This is a genomic window from Paracoccus aminovorans, assembly GCF_900005615.1.
GTDB classification, from domain to species: Bacteria; Pseudomonadota; Alphaproteobacteria; order Rhodobacterales; family Rhodobacteraceae; genus Paracoccus; species Paracoccus aminovorans.
Window position 1 is genome coordinate 2,217,995 of sequence record NZ_LN832559.1, and the last position, 19,762, is coordinate 2,237,756.

Below are 19,762 nucleotides of genomic sequence, written 5' to 3' on the forward strand. Positions count from 1 at the left end.
GATCGGCGGGCCCGCGACGCGACAGAAGGACCCGGCCCATGTTCTACCGACCCGAGGCCGGCCATGGCCTGCCGCACAACCCGCTGAACGCGCTGGTGGCGCCCCGGCCGATCGGCTGGATCTCGACCCGGGGGCGGCTGGGCGACAACCTCGCGCCCTATTCCTTCTTCAACCTGACCGCCTATGTGCCGCCGCAGGTGATGTTTTCCTCGACCAATGCCAAGCCGGACCGGCCGGGCAGCAAGGACAGCGTGGCGCAGATCGTCGAAAGCCGGGTCTTCTGCGTCAACATCGCCGACGGCGGCATGAAGGACCAGGTGAACGCCAGCTCCGCCGCCCTGCCCGCCGGCACCAGCGAATTCGAGGCCGCCGGCATCGCGGCCGCGGAATGCCAGACCATCGACTGCCCGCGCGTGGCCCAGGCCGCAGCCTCGCTCGAATGCCGCATGACCCAGGTGATCCGGCTGGCCGGCCAGGCCAATGTCATGGTGCTGGGCGTGGTGACCGGCATCCACATCCGGCCCGACTGCTTGGTCGACGGCCGCTTCCGCCCGGCCTTCGGCTGGCTGTCGCGACTGGGCTACATGGATTACGCCATCACCACCGAGACCTTCGAGATGGAGCGCCCGTGATGGCCCGCGATACCCGCAGCATCCGCGACTATATCCGTACCATCGTCGATTTCCCGCATGAAGGCATCCTGTTTCGCGACGTGACCACGCTCTTCGCCGATGCGCGCGGCTTTCGCATGGCGGTGGACCAGCTTCTGGCCGCCTATGCGGGCGAACGCATCGACAAGGTGGTGGGGCTGGAAGCGCGCGGCTTCATCCTGGGCGGCGCGGTGGCGCATCAGCTTTCGGTGGGCTTCGTGCCGATCCGCAAGAAGGGCAAGCTGCCCGGCGCCACCATCAGCCAGGCCTATGCGCTGGAATATGGCGAGGCGGTGATGGAGATCCACGACGACGCCTTGAAACCGGACGAGCGGGTGCTGATCGTGGACGACCTCTTGGCCACCGGCGGCACCGCCGAGGCGGGCATCGCGCTTTGCGAACGGCTGGGCGCCGCGGTGGTCGGCTGCGCCTTCGTGATCGAGCTGCCCGAACTCGGCGGCCGCGCGCTGCTCGAGGGACTGGGCCACGAGGTCCATGCCCTGACCGCCTTCGAGGGCGCCTGATCCCTTGCGAGCCGGGCCAAGCGGGACTAGGTGACAGCCATGGACATGAAACCGCCCCTGACCCTCTATCTCGCCGCGCCGCGCGGCTTCTGCGCCGGCGTGGACCGGGCGATCAAGATCGTCGAGATGGCGCTGCAGAAATGGGGCGCCCCGGTCTTTGTCCGCCACGAGATCGTGCACAACAAGTTCGTGGTGGACAGCCTGCGCGACCAAGGCGCGGTCTTCGTCGAGGAACTGGACGACGTGCCCGACGACCGGCCGGTGATCTTCTCGGCCCATGGCGTGCCGAAGTCGGTCCCGGCCGAGGCGCGCCGGCGCGAGATGGTCTTCGTCGATGCGACCTGCCCGCTGGTCAGCAAGGTCCATGTCGAGGCCGAACGCCACCACGCCGCCGGGCTGCAGATGGTGATGATCGGCCATGCCGGCCACCCCGAGGTGCTGGGCACCATGGGCCAACTGCCCGAGGGCGAGGTGCTGCTGGTCGAGACCGTGGAGGACGTGGCCCATATCGCGCCGCGCGACCCCGAGCGGCTGGCCTTCATCACCCAGACCACGCTTTCGGTCGACGACACCGCAGCCATCGTCGCGGCCTTGCAGGCGCGCTTTCCGCTGATCGTCGGCCCGGCCAAGGAAGACATCTGCTACGCCACGACCAACCGCCAGGCCTCGGTCAAGGCCATCGCCGGCAAGATCGACGCGCTCCTGGTGATCGGGGCGCCGAACAGCTCGAACTCGCGCCGGCTGGTCGAGGTCGGCAGCGCCGCCGGCTGCGCCTATTCGCAGCTGGTGATGCGTGCCGACCAGATCGACTGGCGCGCCATTGCCGGCAGCCGGGCCGTGGGCGTGACCGCCGGCGCCTCGGCGCCCGAGGTACTGGTCAACGAGGTCATCGACGCCTTCCGCGCCCGCTACGACGTGACCGTGGAACTGGTCGAGACCGCCCGCGAGAACGTCGAGTTCAAGGTGCCCCGGGTCTTGCGGGAGCCGGGCTGACTCGCCTCCCCGACATCCGCCGGCAATGAGTATTTGGAGAACGAAGAAAACGACGCGCTGTCCGTTTTCCGAGGCCTACGTCTTCTTCGTTCCCCAAATACTCCCCGGCAAGACAGCAGTCGGGACCGGCCGGGCCGCGGGGCGTTCCGGCGCTGGCCGTCGCCGTGGTTCGCGGCTATGTTGCGGCCGATCATCATCCAAGGGGATGCGCGATGCGGCTCTATTCGATGCCCTCCTCGGGCAACAGCTACAAGGTGCGGCTGCTTCTGTCGCTGCTGGCGCGGGATTGCCAGATCCATGACGTCGAATACCTGTCCCCCGCGCTGGATGCCGCGCGGCTTGCGGGGCGCCTGCCCTTCGGCAAGGCGCCGGTGCTGGAACTGGACGACGGCCGGCTGCTGCCGGAATCCAATGCCATCCTGTGCTTCCTGGGCGAAGGCACGGACTATGCCCCCGTCGATCCGGTGCTGCGCGCCGAGATGCTGGGCTGGATGTTCTGGGAGCAGAACCAGCACGAAGGCACCATCGCCGTGCGCGCCGCGCTGCAATTCTATCCGCACCGCCGCGCGCAGGCCACGCCCGAGCGCATGGCCGAATTGCTGGGCCGCGGCCATGCCAACCTGCAGGTCATGGAGAACCGGTTGGCCGGCCGCGACTGGCTGGTGGGCGAGGCCCCCAGCCTCGCGGACATCTGCCTTTACGGCTATACCCATACGGCGGGACCGCGCGGCGGTTTCAACATGGCGCGCTTTCCGGCCGTGAACCGCTGGCTTGCCCGCGTCGCCGCGCTGCCGGGCTACAGGGGACTCGAGGCGTGAGCCGGCTTTTCGCCTGGACCGACGGCGCCTGCAGCGGCAATCCCGGCCCCGGCGGCTGGGGCGTTCTGATGCGCGCCGTCGAGGGCGAGGCGGTGCTGAAGGAGCGCGAGCTTTCCGGCGGCGAGCCCGACACCACCAACAACCGCATGGAACTGATGGCCGCCATCGCCGCTCTGGAGGCTCTGACCCGGCCGAGCGAGATCACCGTCACTACCGACAGCGCCTATGTGAAGAACGGCGTCACGCAGTGGATCCACGGCTGGAAGCGCAACGGCTGGCGCACCGCCGACAGAAAGCCCGTGAAGAACGCCGAGCTGTGGCAGCGGCTGGACGCGGCCCAGGCCCGTCACCAGGTGCGTTGGGAATGGATCAAGGGCCATGCCGGCCACCCCGAGAACGAGCGCGCGGACGAGCTCGCGCGGGCCGGAATGGCGCCCTTCAAGCCGGTCAAGGCCTGAGATGCAGGCGCTGCTTCCGGTGCTGGACTATGCCTCGGTTCTGGTCTTTGCCCTGACCGGGGCCCTTGTCGCCAGCCGGGCGCAGCTGGACCTGGTCGGCTTCGTCTTCTTCGCCACGCTGACCGGGGTCGGCGGTGGCACGCTGCGCGATCTGGTGTTGGGCCGGACGCCGGTGTTCTGGGTCGACCGGCCCGAACTGATCCTGCTGACCGCCGCGGCGGCGATCGTGGTGTTCTTCACCGCGCATCTGCTGGAAAGCCGCTATCGCGCCATCCTGTGGCTGGACGCCCTGGCGCTGGCCGTGGCCGTCCCCGCCGGCGTCGGCGTAGCGCTGGCGGCCGGGACCGGTCCCGTCGTCACGGTGATGATGGGCATGATGACCGGCACCTTCGGCGGGCTGATGCGCGACGTGGTCGGCAACGAGGTGCCGCTGGTGCTGAAGCAGGGCGAGCTTTACATCACCGCCACCTTCGGCGGCGCGGTCGCGGCGCTGGTGTTGCTGTCGCTGGGCCTGTCGCATTCGGCGGCGCTGCTGGGCTGCGGGGCCATGGTGCTGGCGCTGCGGGCGGGCAGCATGGTGCTGGGCTGGCGGCTGCCGGTCTACAAGGGCCGGCCGCCGCGCAACGAGACCCGCGGCTAGACTTCGGACCAGACCGCCATCTCGGTTCCGCCCGGTTCGCGGAACTGGAAGCGCCGCCCGCCGGGAAAGGCGAAGATCGGCCGGGTGATCTCGGCCCCCGCAGCGGTCACCCGCGCCAGCGCCGCTTCGAGGTCGCCGGCCTTCAGGATGACCAGCGGCGGCGCGAGCGGACCGGCCGCGATGCCGCCCGAGACCCCGGCATCGGCAAGTTCCTGATATTCGGGCCCGTAGTCGTTGAAGCTCCAGCCGAAGGCCTGGGCGAAGAAGGCTTTCGTCGCCGGCAGGTCGGGTGAGGAGAATTCCAGGTAGTCGATCTTCATGCGCGCCCTCCCGGTAATGTTCCCTTTTTGTTTACACCCGATGGGAAGGTCCGCGCAAGGCGGTCAGCGCAGGACGGGCGGGCCGGCGACGGGGGTCATGTTCTCGACCCCCATGCGCAGCCCGGCGCCGATGCGATGGGCGAGCGCCGACCAGCCGCGGGCGGCATCTTCGGGCAGGGTCCGGCGCAAGGTCTCGTCGAAGAGCATCAGCCAGGGCGCGAAATGCTGCGCATGGACATTGCCCGCCAGGATATGGGCGCGCATCGGGCTGCCGTCGTAGCTGCGTTCGTAGAGGATGGCGTTGCGCCAGAACCGGGCGATCTTTTCCTCATGCGCGGGCCAGTCGGCGACATGGGCGGCGAAGATCGGCCCCAGCTCCTCATGCCGGCGGATGGCGGCATAGAAGGTGGCGACGACGCGGTCGATCTGCTGGGGCGTGACATCGAAACGGGGCGGAATCATGCCCTGCATATGGGACGCGTTGCGGCCGCCGGCAAGGCGGCGCGTTGTCACGGGCCGGACGTTCCGGCCAGAGGCGGGATCATGGTGCCGGCGACCAGATGCGTCAGCCCGCTGCGGACCAGCGGCAGGGTCGAAGCGGGCGCCAGCACCCGGTCGCGCAGCCATGGCAGGGCGCGGCTGCCGGACTGATACATCGGCGTCAGCACCGCGCTCATGCCCTGGTAGATGCGGACATGCCAGCGGCGCATGGCGGCGTAATCCGGCAGCGCCTCGTCCAGCGGGCGGCGCAGCGAGAGGCTGAGCGCCAGCGCGTCCAGCAGCGCCATGTTCGCGCCCTGCCCCAGTTGCGGGCTGGCGCGATGCGCGGCGTCGCCGATATGGACCAGCCCCGGCGCATGGGGCCGGCGCAAAGTGCCATGGCCATAGCGCGCCGCGACCATCTGCGCGTCGTCGCGGATATGGTCCAGGAACGGCGCGATCTGCGGCCAGAGGGCGGCGGCCTCGGCCCGCCAGCCGGGGTTTCGCGGCCAGAGATCAAGCTCGGCGCGCGGCATCGACCAGAAGATCGCGGCCAGCGGCGTCGGGTCGTCCGGCAGGCAGCCGATGGGCAGGATGCCCGCCATGCGGCGGGCGCCCCGGTAACGCTGGCGCAGCCGGTCGCGCGACAGCCCGGCGTCGGACCATGGCACCGTGCCCCAGATCGCGCCATAGCCCAGGGGCCGCGCCGTGAGCGGCGACAGGCGCGAGCCGGCGCCGCCCGCATCCACCACCAGGTCGAAGGGACCGAAGACGCGCCCGTCCGCCAGGTGCAGGCGGCGGCGGGGGCCGTCCTGCGGGGCGCAGATCGCCTCGGCCGAGGTCTCGACCCGCAGGCCCAGCGCCCGCACCCGGTCCCAGAGCAGCCGGAACAGCGTCGCGCGATGGGTGCCGCGCCCGGGCGCGTGCTGGGGATAGGACACGTCCAGCGCCTTGCGGCCGTCGGCGCCGTGGCCCAGCATCCGCGCGATGGGGCTGGACAGGCGGCGCAGGTCCTCGCCCGAGCCGATCAGGTCCAGCACCGCCAGCCCGACCGGCTGGATCACCAGGCCCGAACCCAGCGGGCGCGGCGCGGCGAAACGCTCGAACAGGGTGACATCGTGGCCGTCGCGCGCCAGCAGCGCGGCAAGGGCGAGGCCGCCGATCCCGGCGCCGGCGATGGCGATGCGGTAGTCCATGCGCGCGGGCTTGCCCCATGTCCCCGGCCGCCGCAAGCCGCGCTTGCAGGGGTCGGGGCGGTTTTCTATAACCCGGGCCATGTTCAGCAGGGCCGGGATCATTCGAATTATCCACCCGGCGGCGTAGGATCCCCTCGCCGTCGGGTTAAGCGTGCCTGCCCAGCCACCTCAAGGATTCCCGCCAGATGAGCGACTCGACCCCGACCGCGCCCGATTATCGCGACACCGTCTTCCTGCCTCAGACCGATTTCCCCATGCGCGCCGGCCTGCCGCAGCGCGAGCCGGAATGGCTGGCCCGCTGGGAGCGGATCGGCATCTACGACCGGCTGCGCGAACGGGCCGAGGGGCGCGCGCCCTTCATCCTGCACGACGGCCCTCCCTATGCGAACGGCAACCTGCATATCGGCCACGCGCTGAACAAGACCATCAAGGACATCATCGTGCGCAGCCACCAGATGATGGGCCGCGACGCGCGCTATGTGCCGGGCTGGGACTGCCACGGGTTGCCGATCGAGTGGAAGATCGAGGAGAAATACCGCCATGACGGCCGCGACAAGGATGCGGTGGACGTGGTCGAGTTCCGCCAGGAATGCCGCCGCTTCGCCGAAGCCTGGGTCGATGTCCAGCGCGAGGAGTTCAAGCGGCTGGGCGTCACCGGCAAGTGGGACGATCCCTATCTGACCATGGATTTCCACGCCGAGGCGGTGATCGCGGCCGAGTTCATGAAGCTGGTGATGAACGGTTCGCTTTACCAGGGTTCGAAGCCGGTGATGTGGTCTCCGGTCGAGAAGACCGCCCTGGCCGAGGCCGAGGTCGAGTATCACGACCATCAGAGCCATACCATCTGGGTGCGGTTTCCCGTCACCGGGTCGGCGAGTATTTGGGGAACAGAGAAGCCCGCCAGCGTGGTGATCTGGACCACCACCCCCTGGACCATTCCGCAGAACCGGGCGGTGGCTTATAATCCGGCGATCTCCTACGGGCTTTATCGCGTGGGGGCGGTGGCCGAGAATGCCACGGCGCAGCCGGGCGAATTGCTGGTGCTGGCCGATGCACTGGCCGAAAGCGTGAAGCAGGCCGGCAAGATCGAGGGTTGGGAGCGGTTGCGCGACGTGGCGGCGGCCGATCTGGAGGGGCTGGTACTGGCCCATCCGCTGCGCGGCATCGAGGGGGGCTTGGGCGAATGGGACTACGACGTGCCCATGCTGCCGGGCGAGCATGTCACCGAGGATGCGGGCACCGGATTCGTGCATACCGCCCCCAGCCATGGCGACGACGACTATCAGCTGGGGCTGAAGTTCAAGCTGCCGATGACCTATAACGTCGAGCCGGACGGCTCATATCGCGCCGACCTGCCGATCTTCGGCGGGCAGGCGATCCTGACACCCGAGGGCAAGGAAGGCCCGGCCAACGTCAGCGTCATCAAGCAACTGGCCTGGGCCGGGGCGCTGCTGGCCAAGGGCAAGGTGAAGCACTCCTATCCGCATTCGTGGCGGTCCAAGGCACCGCTGATCTATCGCAACACGCCGCAATGGTTCGCCGCCATCGACGCGCCGCTGGCCGACGGCATGGGGCAATATGGCGACACCATCCGCACCCGGGCGCTGACCTCGATCGACAGGCTGGTGAAGTGGTGGCCGCAATCGGGGCGCAACCGCATCCATTCCATGGTCGAGAACCGGCCCGACTGGGTGCTGTCGCGTCAGCGCGCCTGGGGCGTGCCGCTGACCTGCTTCGTCAAGAAGGGCGCAAAGCCCACCGACCCGGACTTCCTGCTGCGCGACCAGCGCGTCAACGACCGCATCATCGCCGCCTTCGAAAAGGATGGCGCCGATGTCTGGTATCGGCCCGGCTTTGTCTCCGAGGTGCTGGCAGGCGTTGCCGATCCGGCGGATTACGATCAGGTGATGGACGTGCTGGACGTCTGGTTCGACAGCGGCTCGACCCATGCCTTCGTGCTGCGCGACCGCGCCGACGGGGCCCCGGACGGCATCGCCGACGTCTATCTGGAGGGCACCGACCAGCATCGCGGCTGGTTCCAGTCCTCGCTGCTGCAGGCCTGCGCGACCAAGGGCCGGGCGCCCTATCGCAACGTGGTCACGCATGGCTTCACCCTGGACGAGAAGGGCATGAAGATGTCCAAGTCGCTGGGCAATACCATCGTTCCGGCCGAGGTCATCAAGCAATACGGCGCCGACATCCTGCGGCTGTGGGTGGCGCAGACCGACTATACCGCCGACCAGCGCATCGGGCCCGAGATCCTGAAGGGCACCGCCGACAGCTATCGCCGGCTGCGCAATACGCTGCGCTTCGTGCTGGGCAACCTCGACGGCTTTACCGAGGCCGAGCGCATCGACGCGGCGGACATGCCGGAACTGGAGCAATGGGTGTTGCACCGGCTGGCGCAGATCGACGCGCAGCTGCGCCATGGCTATGACAGCTTCGACTTCCAGGGCGTGTTCCAGACCGTGTTCCAGTTCGCCACGGTGGATCTGTCGGCCTTCTATTTCGACATCCGCAAGGACGCGCTTTACTGCGATGCCCCCGATTCGGCGCGGCGGCGGGCGGCGCGGACGGTGCTGGACCTGCTGTTCCACCGCATCGTGACCTGGCTGGCGCCGATCCTGCCCTTTACCATGGAGGATGTCTGGCTGTCGCGCTTCCCCTCCGAGGACGACAGCGTGCATCTGCACGACTTCCCGGCGACGCCCGCCGATTGGCTGAACGAGGCGCTGGCGCGGAAATGGGACACCATCCGCCGCATCCGCCGCGTGGTCACCGCCGCGCTGGAGATCAAGCGCACCGACAAGGTGATCGGCGCCAGCCTGGAAGCCGCGCCGGTGGTGCATGTCGATCTTGCCGAAGAGCTGCAGGCGCTGAAATCGGTGGATTTCGCCGAGGTCTGCATCACCTCGGACCTGAGCCTGACCGCCGATCCGGCCCCGGGCGAGGCCTTCCGGCTGTCGGACGTGCCGGGGATCGGCGTCGTCTTCGAGGCGGCGGAGGGCGAGAAATGCCAGCGCTGCTGGAAGATCCTGCCCGATGTCGGCAGCCACAAGCACCCGGGCACCTGCGCCCGCTGCGACGCCGCGCTGAGCCGGGGATAGGCGGCAAGACCGCGGGTCGCGCCGAAGCGCGGGCCCACGGACACTTGCGTCAGCGGAACCACAGCCCCGCGCGGCGCAGGCGTTGGCGCGTGGCCTTCTCGGTCGGGGGCGGGTTTTCGCCGTCGAACATCGGACGGATGCGGCTGCGGCCCTCGCCCTCGGCGATCAGCCGCTGGGCGGCCTCGTCCTCGGCCAGCAGCGGCGCGATGCGCGGGTCCGCGGCCAGATCCTCGATCAGCCCCGCCACCGGCTCGGGCTCGCGCGCGTAGAGCAGCGACAGGTTGCGGTAATGGCAGGTCGCCCAGCCGTCCAGCCCGGCAAGTTCGGGTCCCGGCCGGCCGCCGCCCAGCGCATGGATCACCAGCGGCAGCGTCACCTGGTCGAGCCAGGGATCGAGGCTTTGGCAGGCCAGCGCCTCGCCCGGCTCGGCGCGGATCTGCGCGGCCCAGTCCAGGAAGCGGCGGCCGAATTCCTGTGGGTCGGCACCGAAAAACCAGCCGGCGTTGAAATAGAGATAGCGTTCCCAATGCTCGTCGGGCTGGTCGGGGTCCAGCGAACTGGCGAAATCCAGGCCGAACCGGTCATAGAGCGATTTCCAGATCTGCGTGTAGCCCGGACCGTAGAGCGGCGGTTCGGGCCAGGTCGCGCTGCGCCGCATCGAGGCCGCGGGGCGCGAGAAGTCGAAGCCGACCCGGTCCAGCGGCCCGGTCACCAGCGTGTCGCTGTCGAAGAAGACGAAGGGTTGGCCGGCGGGCAGCAGCGTCAGCGCCTCGATCTTGTTGCCATGGGGATAGCTGGCGCCGAAGCAAGTGGCGGTGAAGGGCAGGATCTCGGCGCCGAAATCGGCCAGGGCGCGGCGCACCGGCTCGGGCATCGCGGTGCGGCTGCCGGCCCAGGCGCCTTCCGGTCGCGGCTCGGCCACGATCAGCCGACCCCGCCAGCCGGGGGCGTTCCGCCGCAGACTGGCGGCGAACAGCACCGCCTGCACGCCCAGCCGCTGGCCCTGGCCGACCAGCAGGATGTTGAACACCTGCGACGAAGCCAGTTGCGGGGCCGCGGCTTTCGCCGGGGTGCCGGGCTGCGGCGCGGGTTGCGGCTGGTCACGGCCCTTGTCGCTGCCCTTGCGGGCGGCACGTTCGGCTTGGCGGGCGGCGCGACGTTCCTCGCGTTCGGCCCGGTTCGCGGCTTGCCTCGCCGCGCGTTCGGCTGCCCGGTCGGCCGCCGCGGGCGGCGGGGCATCCTTGCTGTCATCGGTCATGGTCGTTCCGTCGCGCGAATCCCTCGTATGGATCGCTCTTAGCAAGGTTTCGCCTTATCATTCCAGAGGCGAATTGAATAAAGGGATTTCAACCTGAATTAGATAAACCTATTCAAACCGGTTGCATAAAACACGCATGAATTGCATAAACCCGCCATAAAAGCAGGAAACCTCACCAAAAAGGCAGGTTCACCCCTTAAGGCTTTCCATGCACGGTGTCCAAAGCCGTTGAACGATTTTCCTCTTTTACAGGTACGGCGAGACCGGGTGGGAAAGGGCACTGTCTCACCCGGTCGCTCTTGAGACCGAAGTTCTCATCTCTGTCGAAGTTTGTCGACCACCCCATTGCGGGCGCGGCGCTTTTCCGCCGATACCCTTGCGTCATCTTGCGGAAATCGCTGTAGAGTTCAGGCTAAGGTCAGCCCCAACGGCGGCGTTCCGTCGGGCGCGGAAAAAGCCGGGGCCGCTCGAATAGACCTGGCCTTCGGCGCTATTCGGGATTTCGCGAAAACTTTTGAAAGCCGATTTGAAAAACGCCTCCCGGGATCGTCCGGCCATTCAACCGGCGCGGAATGCCTGACCGAGGGGCCAGGGGATATTCCCCTGTCCCACCTTCGCCCCGCAAAAGTGCCGGTCCTCGCGCGCAGCCGGCGTTCGGCCCCGCCGGTCCCCCGGTGCGGATGAAGGATTTTCAACGCATCGTTAAGACAGCAAGGGCAATTGCGTGAATGGCGGCATGTCCTCGGGCAAGCTATCGTTTCACCAGCTAGAGAGGAGTCCAACATGTCCGATTTCGCCGTCATCTGGGACTGGCTCGCATTCGCCATACGCTGGACGCATGTCGTCACCGCGATCTGCTGGATCGGCTCGTCCTTCTATTTCGTCGCGCTCGACCTCGGCCTGCGCAAGGTGCCCGGACTGCCGGCCGGCGCGCATGGCGAGGAGTGGCAGGTCCACGGCGGCGGTTTCTACCATATCCAGAAATACCTGGTCGCACCCGAGCGGATGCCCGACCACCTGATCTGGTTCAAATGGGAAAGCTACATGACCTGGATCTCGGGGGCGGCGCTCCTGATGGTCACCTATTGGGTCGGGTCCGAGCTGTTCCTGATCGACCCCGCCAAGATGGAGCTGGCGCCCTGGCAGGCGATCCTGATCTCGGCCGGTTCGCTGTCGATCGGCTGGCTGGTCTATACCAACCTGTGCAAGTCCAAGTTGGGCGAGACGCCGACCCTGCTGATGCTGCTTCTGTTCGTGCTGCTGATGGCGATGGGCTGGGGCTATAACCAGGTCTTCACCGGCCGCGCCACCATGCTGCACCTGGGCGCCTTCACCGCCACGATCATGACGGCGAACGTGTTCTTCGTCATCATGCCGAACCAGCGCATCGTCGTCGCCGACCTCAAGGCCGGACGTCCCGCCGATCCGAAATACGGCAAGATCGCCAAGCTGCGCTCGACGCACAACAACTACCTGACCCTGCCGGTCGTGTTCCTGATGCTGTCGAACCACTATCCGCTGGCCTTCGCCACCGAATACAACTGGATCATCGCCGGGCTGATCTTCCTGATGGGCGTGACCATCCGCCACTTCTTCAACACCATGCACGCCGGCGGCGGCATGAAATGGTGGACCTGGGCCGCGACCACGATCCTGTTCGTCATCGTCATGTGGCTCTCGACCGCGCCGATGTTCCGCCAGACGGTCGAGGAATCCGAGGCCCGCGTCCTGACCCCGACCCAGCAGGCGATGATCGACGCGCCCGGCTGGGACGAGGCCTCGGGCGCGGTCATGGGCCGCTGCTCGATGTGCCACGCCAGGGAGCCCTCGTACGAGGGCATCCACACCGCGCCCAAGGGCGTGCTGCTGGAAACCCCCGACGACATCACACGCGCCGCGCGGGAAATCTATATCCAGGCCGGCGTGACCCACGCCATGCCGCCCGCGAACGTCAGCTTCATGGAACCCGAGGAGCGCCAGGCCATCGTCGACTGGTATCGCGGGCTGCCCAAGACCTTCGCCTGGAACTGATCCGGCCGGGCCTATTCGCCCAGGGCGTGCCAGACCCCGCCAAGGCCGTCGCCCGCCTTGTCGCCCGCCTTCTTGTCGCCGGCGAAGTAATAGGCGGGCTTGCCGCCCAGGGTCCATTGCATGCTGCCGTCCGTGCGCTCGACCGTGCCCCAGCCTTCGGGCTTGGTCTCGCCCTCGCGCATCATGTAGGGCGGCCATTTCGCCGCGCAATCGTCGTAGCAGGCGGGTTTTCCGCCGGCATCCTTGTCGAAGCTGTAAAGCGTCATTCCCTTGTCGCCGGTGGCGACGCCCTGCGCCTGCGCCGCACCGAAGGGCAGCAGGATCAGCCCTGCCGCCAGCCAGCCTGAAATCCGTTTCATGGCACCGTTCTCCTGCCCCGCAAGGCATCCGCCGGTCGCTTCAGGACTGCCCGCAACACCCGAGGCAAACCTCTGCCGGCCGCTGAATCCTAATCCGCAAAGCCGCCGCTGTCGCGTCAACTTTCGGCGATGCGCGGCGGTTAGCCGAAAAGCCCCCGCGTCTCGCGCGCGATGAAATCGGCGAACAGCCGCACCTTGGGATCCTGCAGGCGGCGATGCGGCGTCAGCACGCCGAATTGCGAGGGGATCGGCGGGAATTGCGGCAGCACCGCGACCAGTTCCCCTGAGGCCAGCTGCTCGGCCACCTCGTAGCGTGGGCGGTTGACGATGCCCCTGCCCGCCAGCGCCCAGCCGGTCAGCACGTCGCCGTCGTCGGCATCGAACTTGCCGTTCACCAGCAGCTTCTGCGGCCCCTCGGGGGTCTGCAGCACCCAGTAATATTCCGGGCTGCGCGGATAGCGCAGCAGCAGGCAATTATGCCCGACCAGGTCCTCGGGGCTTTCCGGGCAGCCATGGGCGTCCAGATAGGCCTGCGTCGTCACCAGCACGCGCGGGCATTCGGCGATGCGCCGCCATTTCAGCGCCGAATCCTGCGGTTCGCCCAGAAAGAACGCCAGGTCGATGCCGTCGGCGATGATGTCCACGTTGCGGTCCGACAGCCGCAGCCGCAGTTCGACCCCCGGATATTCGTCGCAGAACTTCGGCACCAGCGGCGCGATCAGCCGCCGCCCCAGCCCCAGCGGCGCCGTGATCCGCAAGGCCCCATGCGGATTGCCGGAAAAGCCCGAGACCACCGCCTCGGCCTCGTCCAGCGTCTCGATCACCCGCCGGGCGTTGTCGTAGAAGGCCCGCCCCACCTCGGTCGGCACCAGCTTGCGGGTGGTGCGGTTGAGCAGCCGCACGCCATAGCGCGTCTCCAGGTCCTTGATCCGATTCGAGGCCACCGCCGGCGACATGCGCAGGTCGCGGCCCCCGGCCGTGATCGAGCCAAGCTCGACCACACGCACGAAAACCCGAAGACTTTCAAGATATGGCATGGTTGCACCTGGGCTCTTTCAAGGAATCGCTGAAAGTCTTATGCTCAATCTGTCATTTCTCAAAGCGCAATTCGCATCTAGGCTTTTCTCCATACCCCAGCCATGCCGAGCGAGGACCGAATGGGCCACGAATTGCGCTTCCTGCTGAACGATACCGAGATCCGCCTGACCGAGGCCGGATCCCGGGACACGCTCCTGGACTTCCTGCGACTGAACCGCCGCCTGACCGGCACCAAGGAGGGCTGCGCCGAAGGCGACTGCGGTGCCTGCACGGTGCTGGTCGGCCGGCTGCACCACGGCGCGCTGCATTACGAGCCGATCAACGCCTGTATCCGCTTTCTGGCCTCGTGCCACGGCTGCCATATCGTCACCGTCGAGCATCTGCGCGGCGCGAACGGCGGGCTGCACCCGGTGCAGGCGGCGATGGTGGAACATCACGGCAGCCAATGCGGCTTTTGCACGCCGGGCTTCGTGATGGCGCTCTACGGGCTGTGGATGCAGAACCCGCGCCCGGACATGCTGGCGATCGAGACTGCGCTGCAAGGCAACCTCTGCCGCTGCACCGGCTACGAGCCGATCGTGAAGGCCGCCTTCGCCGCCTCCGAGGCCGGCGGCCAGCACATGGACGCGCTGACCGTCGAGCGCGACCGCGTCACCGCCGCCCTGGCCGCGATCCCGCGCGAGCGGGTCGAGGTCGCGCGCGGCGAGGACCGCGCCATCCTGCCCGCCGACGCCGCCGACCTGGCGCAGGTGCTGGCCGAGAATCCCAAGGCCACCATCGTCGCCGGCGCCACCGACGTGGGCCTGTGGGTGACGAAATTCCTGCGCGACATCTCTCCGGCCGTGTTCATCGGCGATCTGCAGGACCTCAAGAAGATCGAGATCACCCCCGGCCATATCACCATCGGCGCCGGCGTGACCTATTCCGAATTCGAGCCCTTCGTGCTGGCGCATTTCCCCGAGGCGCTGGACTATTGGCGCCGCATCGGCGGCTGGCAGGTCCGCAATGCCGGCACCATCGGCGGCAATGTCGCCAACGGCTCGCCCATCGGGGAAACCCCGCCGCTGCTGATCGCGCTTGGCGCCACCATGCGGCTGCGCAGCGTCGAGGGCAGCCGCGAACTGCCGGTCGAGGATTACTTCATCGACTACGGCAAGCAGGACCGCCGCCCCGGCGAATTCGTCGAGGCGATCACCGTGCCCCTGAAGGGCGAGGCGCGCATCGCGGCCTACAAGGTCAGCAAGCGCCACCATGCCGACATCACCGCCTCGGCCGCCGCCTTCCGGGTGGAAACCGACGGCGCGATCATCATCGACGCCCGCGTGGCCTTCGGCGGCATGGCCGCGACCCCGAAACGCGCCGCCGCCGCCGAAGCGGCGCTGAACGGCCAGCCTTTCACCGCCGAGACCTTCGAGGCCGCGGCAAAGGCCGTCGCCAACGACTTCCAGCCGCTCAGCGACTGGCGGGCCAGCAAGGAATATCGCCAGCAACTCGCCGCCAATTTCTTCCGCCGCTTCTGGCTTGAACAGTCCGGCGCGGAGCACCGCCTGAGGAGGGCCGAATGAAACAGGACGTTATCGCCAAGGGCGCCGCCCATACCTCGATCATCCACGATTCCGCCGTCAAGCATGTCACCGGCACCGCCGATTACACCGACGACCTGATGGAGCCGGTCGGCACGCTGCACGGCTATCTGGGGCTTTCCCCGGTCGCGCATGGCCGCATCACCGCGATGGACCTCGATGCGGTGAAAAAGGCACCGGGCGTCCATGCCGTGCTGACGGCGGAGGACATCCCCGGCCACAACGACATCAGCCCGACCGGGCTGCATGACGAGCCGGTCTTTGCCTTTCCCGAGGTGCAGTTCGTCGGCCAGCCGATCTTTGCCGTCATCGCCGAGACCCGCGACCAGGCCCGCCGCGCCTGCCAGCTGGCCAAGGTGGAATACGAGGAACTGCCCTTCGCGCTGGACGCCATCGCCGCCCGCGATGCCGGCATGGGCTATGTCACCAAGCCGCTGAAACTGGCGCGCGGCGACATGGCGGAACTGGACCGCGCGCCGCGCCAGCTGTCGGGCCGGCTGACCGTGGGCGGGCAAGAGCATTTCTACCTGGAAAGCCAGATCGCCTTCGCCTTTCCCGGCGAGGATGACGAGGTGATCGTCAACACCTCGACCCAGCACCCGACCGAGGTGCAGCATATGGTCGCCCATGTGCTGGACGTGCCCTCGAACGCCGTCGTGGTGCAGGTGCGCCGCATGGGCGGCGGTTTCGGCGGCAAGGAATCGCAGATGAACGGCTTTTGCGCCATCGCCGCGCTGGCCGCGAAGAAGCTGAAGCGCGCCGTCAAGATACGCCCCGACCGCGACGACGATTTCCAGATCACCGGCAAGCGCCACGATTTCGTCATCGACTATGCGGTCGGCTATGACGAGACCGGCAGGATCCACGCGGTCGATGCCGATTTCTACGCCCGCTGCGGCTTTTCCTCGGACCTGTCCGGCCCGGTGACGGACCGGGCGCTGTTCCATGCCGACAACGCCTATTACTACCCGGCGGTGGAACTGCGCAGCCACCCGATGAAGACCAACACCTGCTCGAACACCGCCTTCCGCGGCTTCGGCGGCCCGCAGGGCGTGGTCATGGCGGAACGGATCGTCGAGGACATCGCCTATCAGCTTGGCCGCGATCCCTTGGAGATCCGCAAGCGGAACCTCTATGAAAACGGCCAGCTGACCCCCTATCACCAGGAGGTCGAGGACCAGATCCTGCCGCGCATCTTCGAGGAACTCGAAGCGTCGGCCGACTACCACGCCCGCCGCCAGGCCGTGCTGGATTTCAACGCCCGCGCCGCACGAGAAGGCGGGGCGATCCGCAAGGGCATCGCCCTGACGCCGGTGAAATTCGGCATCAGCTTCACCGCAACCTGGTACAACCAGGCCGGCGCGCTGATCCACATCTATTCGGACGGCTCGATCCACCTCAACCACGGCGGCACCGAGATGGGCCAGGGGTTGAACACCAAGGTGGCGCAGGTGGTGGCCGAGGCGCTGGGCATCGACATCGACCGCATCAAGATCACCAAGACCACGACCGAAAAGGTGCCGAACACCTCGGCCACCGCGGCTTCCTCGGGCTCGGACCTGAACGGCATGGCGGCGCTCAACGCCTGCGAACAGCTGCTGGCGCGGCTGAAGGCCTTCGCGGCCGAGGGCAAGGACGTCGATCCCGACCTGATCTCGATCGGCGAGACGGTGCGGATCGGCGACGAGGAAATGCCCTTCGCCGATTTCATCCGCACCGCCTATCTGGCGCGGGTGCAGCTGTCGGCGGCGGGTTTCTACAAGACGCCCAAGATCCACTGGGACCGCGATACCGGACGCGGCCGGCCCTTCTATTACTTCGCCTATGGCGCGGCCTGCTCCGAGGTCTCGGTCGATACGCTGACCGGCGAATATGTCATCGAGCGCGCCGACGTGCTGCACGACGTGGGCCGCAGCCTGAACCCGGCGCTCGACAAGGGCCAGGTCGAGGGCGCCTTCGTGCAGGGCACCGGCTGGCTGACCAGCGAAGAGCTGTGGTGGGACGCCAAGGGGCGGCTGCGCACCCACGCGCCCTCGACCTACAAGATCCCCCTGGCATCGGACCGGCCCAAGGTCTTCAACGTCCAGCTGGCCGACTGGTCGGTGAACCGCGAAAACACCATCAAGCGCTCCAAGGCCGTGGGCGAGCCGCCCTTCATGCTGGGCATCTCGGTGTTCCAGGCGCTGAACATGGCGGTGGCCTCGTTCAACGGCTACCGGGAAAACCCGCGCATCGACGCCCCGGCCACGCCCGAGCGCGTGCTGATGGCCATCGAGGCGATCAGATGATCCGGGTCGAGATCACCCGCACGCGGGGGTCAAGCCCGCGCGAGGCAGGGGCGGCGATGTTCGTCGCCCCCGACAGCCTCACCGGGACCATCGGCGGCGGCCAGCTGGAATACATGGCCATCGACCGCGCCCGGCAGATGATCGCGCGCGGTGAAAAGGCCGCCCGCATGGACGTGCCTCTGGGGCCCGAGATCGGCCAGTGCTGCGGCGGCAGGGTCGAGCTGGAGCTGCGCCATGTCGAGGCCGCGCCGCCCGCCCCGGACCGCCCGCAGGTGCTGATCTTCGGCGCCGGTCATGTCGGCCGGGCGCTCGCGAAAGCACTGGCGCTGCTGCCCTTGCGCCCGATCCTGATCGACCAGCGCGCCGGCGAACTCGCCCAGGCCACCGGCGAAACCCGGCTCACCCCCCTGCCCGAGGCCGAGATCCGCCGCGCTCCCTATGGCACCAGCCACATCATCCTCACCCATGACCACGCGCTGGACTTCCTGCTCGCCGCCGAGGCGCTGCGCCGCCTGGACGCGCCCTATGTCGGCATGATCGGCAGCAAGACGAAACTGGCGCAGTTCCGCCGCTTCGCCCGCGCCCAGGGCCTCGACACCGACCGGCTGACCTGCCCGATCGGTGCCGGTTATTCGCGCGACAAGCGCCCGGAAATCATCGCCGCCTTCACCGCAGCCGAGATCATCGGCCGCCTGACCGAAACCGTCTTTCCGTTTGAAAAATACCCATGCGACAGCTGATCCGGGGGCGCACGCTCTCCTTCCACGCCGACCCCGCGGAAACCGAAAACGCCTTCACCTATCATGAGGACGGCGCCATCGTCACCGAGAACGGCAGGATTGCCGCCATCGGCGACTATGCCGACCTCCGCGACCCGGCCCTGCCCGAGATCGACCACCGCCCGCATCTGATCCTGCCGGGCTTCATCGACGCCCATATCCATTTCCCGCAGGTGCAGGTGATCGCCAGCTGGGGCGCGCAGCTTCTGGACTGGCTCAACACCTATACCTTTCCCGAGGAATCGCGCTTCGCCCAGCAGGGCCACGCCCCGGCCATGGCCGAGAAGTTCCTGGACCTGCTGCTGTCGCACGGCACCACCACCGCCGTCGCCTTCTGCTCGGTGCATCCGGAATCGGCCGAAGCCCTGTTTTCGGCCGCCGAGGCGCGCAACATGGCGATGGTCGCCGGCAAGGTGATGATGGACCGCAACGCCCCCGAGGCGGTGCTGGACACGCCCCAGCAAGGCTATGACGACAGCAAGGCCCTGATCGCGAAATGGCACCGCCGCGGCCGCCAGCGCTACGCGATCAGCCCCCGCTTCGCCATCACCTCGACGCCCGAGCAGATGCAGATGACCGGGCAGCTGGTCCGCGAGCATCCCGACTGCCACGTTCAGACCCACCTGTCCGAGAACAAGGACGAGATCGCCTTCACTCTCGGCCTCTATCCCAAGGCGCGCGACTATCTCGACATCTACGAGAGCTACGGCCTGCTCTCGGACAAGCTGCTGCTGGGCCATTCGATCCACCTGGAACCGCGCGAGATCGCCCGCATGGCCGAGACCGGCGCGCGCGCGGTGTTCTGCCCGACCTCGAACCTGTTCCTGGGCTCGGGCCTTTTCGACGAGGCCGGGCTGCGCGCAGCCGGCGTCACCAGCGGCATCGCCACAGACGTCGGCGGCGGCACCAGCTATTCGATGCTGCAGACGCTGAACGAGGGCTACAAGATCCTGCAACTGCGCGGCCAGAAGCTGCACCCCTACGCCGCCTTCCACTGGGCGACGCGAGGCAACGCGCTGACGCTGGGCATGGCCGACAGCATCGGCACGCTGGACCCCGGCACCGACGCCGACCTGGTGGTGCTCGACAGCCGCGCCACCCCTGCCATGGCCCTGCGCATGGACCGCGCCGAGACCCTGGCCGAGGAGCTTTTCATCCTGCAAATCCTCGGCGATGACCGCGCGATCGCGCAGACCTATGTCGCGGGAAAGCCGATGCTCGGATGAACCGCGACATCTGT

At 67.8% G+C, this 19,762-nt stretch carries 18 protein-coding genes; 12 read left to right on the top strand and 6 right to left on the bottom strand.

What is annotated here, in order from left to right; all coding sequences use genetic code 11:
* Positions 1–38 precede the first annotated feature (38 nt).
* The 6 genes from JCM7685_RS11015 to JCM7685_RS11040 all read left to right on the top strand — a co-directional run bounded on the left by JCM7685_RS11015 (position 39) and on the right by JCM7685_RS11040 (position 4,083).
* The gene (locus JCM7685_RS11015) at positions 39–632 is read left to right on the top strand and encodes a flavin reductase family protein (protein WP_074969754.1); all 594 of its coding nucleotides are present in this window, start codon (positions 39–41) and stop codon (positions 630–632) included.
* A complete protein-coding gene (locus JCM7685_RS11020) occupies positions 632–1,174 on the top strand; it encodes an adenine phosphoribosyltransferase (protein WP_074969752.1) in 543 nt (180 codons plus the stop codon). Before JCM7685_RS11015 ends, JCM7685_RS11020 begins: the two co-directional genes overlap by 1 nt.
* Positions 1,175–1,213: 39 nt before the next feature.
* Positions 1,214–2,167: a 4-hydroxy-3-methylbut-2-enyl diphosphate reductase gene (ispH, locus tag JCM7685_RS11025; protein ID WP_074969750.1), complete on the top strand. Its 954-nt coding sequence runs from the start codon at positions 1,214–1,216 to the stop codon at positions 2,165–2,167.
* A gap of 212 nt (positions 2,168–2,379) precedes the next feature.
* Positions 2,380–2,985 carry a glutathione S-transferase family protein gene (locus tag JCM7685_RS11030; RefSeq protein ID WP_074969748.1) on the top strand — a complete coding sequence of 202 codons (606 nt, stop codon included), beginning with the start codon at positions 2,380–2,382 and terminating at the stop codon, positions 2,983–2,985.
* Positions 2,982–3,443 carry a ribonuclease HI gene (gene rnhA, locus JCM7685_RS11035; RefSeq protein WP_074969746.1) on the top strand — a complete coding sequence of 154 codons (462 nt, stop codon included), beginning with the start codon at positions 2,982–2,984 and terminating at the stop codon, positions 3,441–3,443. Before JCM7685_RS11030 ends, rnhA begins: the two co-directional genes overlap by 4 nt.
* 1 nt (position 3,444) lies before the next feature.
* Positions 3,445–4,083: a trimeric intracellular cation channel family protein gene (locus JCM7685_RS11040; protein WP_074969744.1), complete on the top strand. Its 639-nt coding sequence runs from the start codon at positions 3,445–3,447 to the stop codon at positions 4,081–4,083.
* On the opposite strand, the gene JCM7685_RS11045 is transcribed toward JCM7685_RS11040, so the two are convergent.
* From JCM7685_RS11045 to JCM7685_RS11055, 3 genes are all read right to left on the bottom strand, one after another.
* Positions 4,080–4,403, bottom strand: a complete 324-nt coding sequence (locus tag JCM7685_RS11045) for a VOC family protein (protein WP_074969742.1) — start codon at positions 4,401–4,403, stop codon at positions 4,080–4,082. The two genes, JCM7685_RS11040 and JCM7685_RS11045, sit on opposite strands and share 4 nt — an antisense overlap.
* A gap of 63 nt (positions 4,404–4,466) precedes the next feature.
* The gene (locus JCM7685_RS11050) at positions 4,467–4,865 is read right to left on the bottom strand and encodes a group III truncated hemoglobin (protein ID WP_083412877.1); all 399 of its coding nucleotides are present in this window, start codon (positions 4,863–4,865) and stop codon (positions 4,467–4,469) included.
* A 47-nt stretch (positions 4,866–4,912) separates the two neighbouring features.
* A complete protein-coding gene (locus JCM7685_RS11055) occupies positions 4,913–6,181 on the bottom strand; it encodes an FAD-dependent oxidoreductase (protein ID WP_231964621.1) in 1,269 nt (422 codons plus the stop codon).
* Between the two features lie 83 nt (positions 6,182–6,264).
* Here JCM7685_RS11055 and ileS point away from each other — a divergent pair, with 83 nt between their 5' ends.
* Positions 6,265–9,186: an isoleucine--tRNA ligase gene (ileS, locus tag JCM7685_RS11060; protein ID WP_074969738.1), complete on the top strand. Its 2,922-nt coding sequence runs from the start codon at positions 6,265–6,267 to the stop codon at positions 9,184–9,186.
* Positions 9,187–9,235: 49 nt separating this feature from the next.
* Here ileS and JCM7685_RS11065 read toward each other — a convergent pair whose 3' ends face one another.
* A complete protein-coding gene (locus JCM7685_RS11065; protein WP_083412873.1) occupies positions 9,236–10,444 on the bottom strand; it encodes a hypothetical protein in 1,209 nt (402 codons plus the stop codon).
* A gap of 783 nt (positions 10,445–11,227) precedes the next feature.
* Here JCM7685_RS11065 and JCM7685_RS11070 point away from each other — a divergent pair.
* Positions 11,228–12,475, top strand: coding sequence for a urate hydroxylase PuuD (locus JCM7685_RS11070; RefSeq protein WP_074969736.1), 1,248 nt, complete (start codon positions 11,228–11,230; stop codon positions 12,473–12,475).
* Positions 12,476–12,486: 11 nt separating this feature from the next.
* Here the strand turns inward: JCM7685_RS11070 and JCM7685_RS11075 are convergent, their stop codons facing one another.
* Both JCM7685_RS11075 and JCM7685_RS11080 read right to left on the bottom strand, forming a co-directional pair.
* A complete protein-coding gene (locus tag JCM7685_RS11075; RefSeq protein ID WP_074969734.1) occupies positions 12,487–12,834 on the bottom strand; it encodes a COG4315 family predicted lipoprotein in 348 nt (115 codons plus the stop codon).
* 140 nt (positions 12,835–12,974) lie between these two features.
* The gene (locus tag JCM7685_RS11080) at positions 12,975–13,871 is read right to left on the bottom strand and encodes a LysR family transcriptional regulator (protein ID WP_074969732.1); all 897 of its coding nucleotides are present in this window, start codon (positions 13,869–13,871) and stop codon (positions 12,975–12,977) included.
* Between the two features lie 120 nt (positions 13,872–13,991).
* Here JCM7685_RS11080 and xdhA point away from each other — a divergent pair, with 120 nt between their 5' ends.
* Genes xdhA through guaD form a run of 4 tightly spaced genes read left to right on the top strand, consistent with a single transcriptional unit; the run spans position 13,992 to position 19,748 of the window.
* A complete protein-coding gene (gene xdhA / locus JCM7685_RS11085) occupies positions 13,992–15,437 on the top strand; it encodes a xanthine dehydrogenase small subunit (RefSeq protein ID WP_074969730.1) in 1,446 nt (481 codons plus the stop codon).
* Positions 15,434–17,743, top strand: a complete 2,310-nt coding sequence (xdhB, locus tag JCM7685_RS11090; protein ID WP_074969727.1) for a xanthine dehydrogenase molybdopterin binding subunit — start codon at positions 15,434–15,436, stop codon at positions 17,741–17,743. The genes xdhA and xdhB overlap by 4 nt, the downstream gene beginning before the upstream one ends.
* The gene (xdhC, locus tag JCM7685_RS11095; RefSeq protein ID WP_074969725.1) at positions 17,740–18,483 is read left to right on the top strand and encodes a xanthine dehydrogenase accessory protein XdhC; all 744 of its coding nucleotides are present in this window, start codon (positions 17,740–17,742) and stop codon (positions 18,481–18,483) included. Before xdhB ends, xdhC begins: the two co-directional genes overlap by 4 nt.
* On the top strand, positions 18,471–19,748 hold the full coding sequence (gene guaD, locus JCM7685_RS11100) for a guanine deaminase (protein ID WP_074969723.1): 1,278 nt from the start codon (positions 18,471–18,473) through the stop codon (positions 19,746–19,748). Before xdhC ends, guaD begins: the two co-directional genes overlap by 13 nt.
* Positions 19,749–19,762 lie beyond the last annotated feature (14 nt).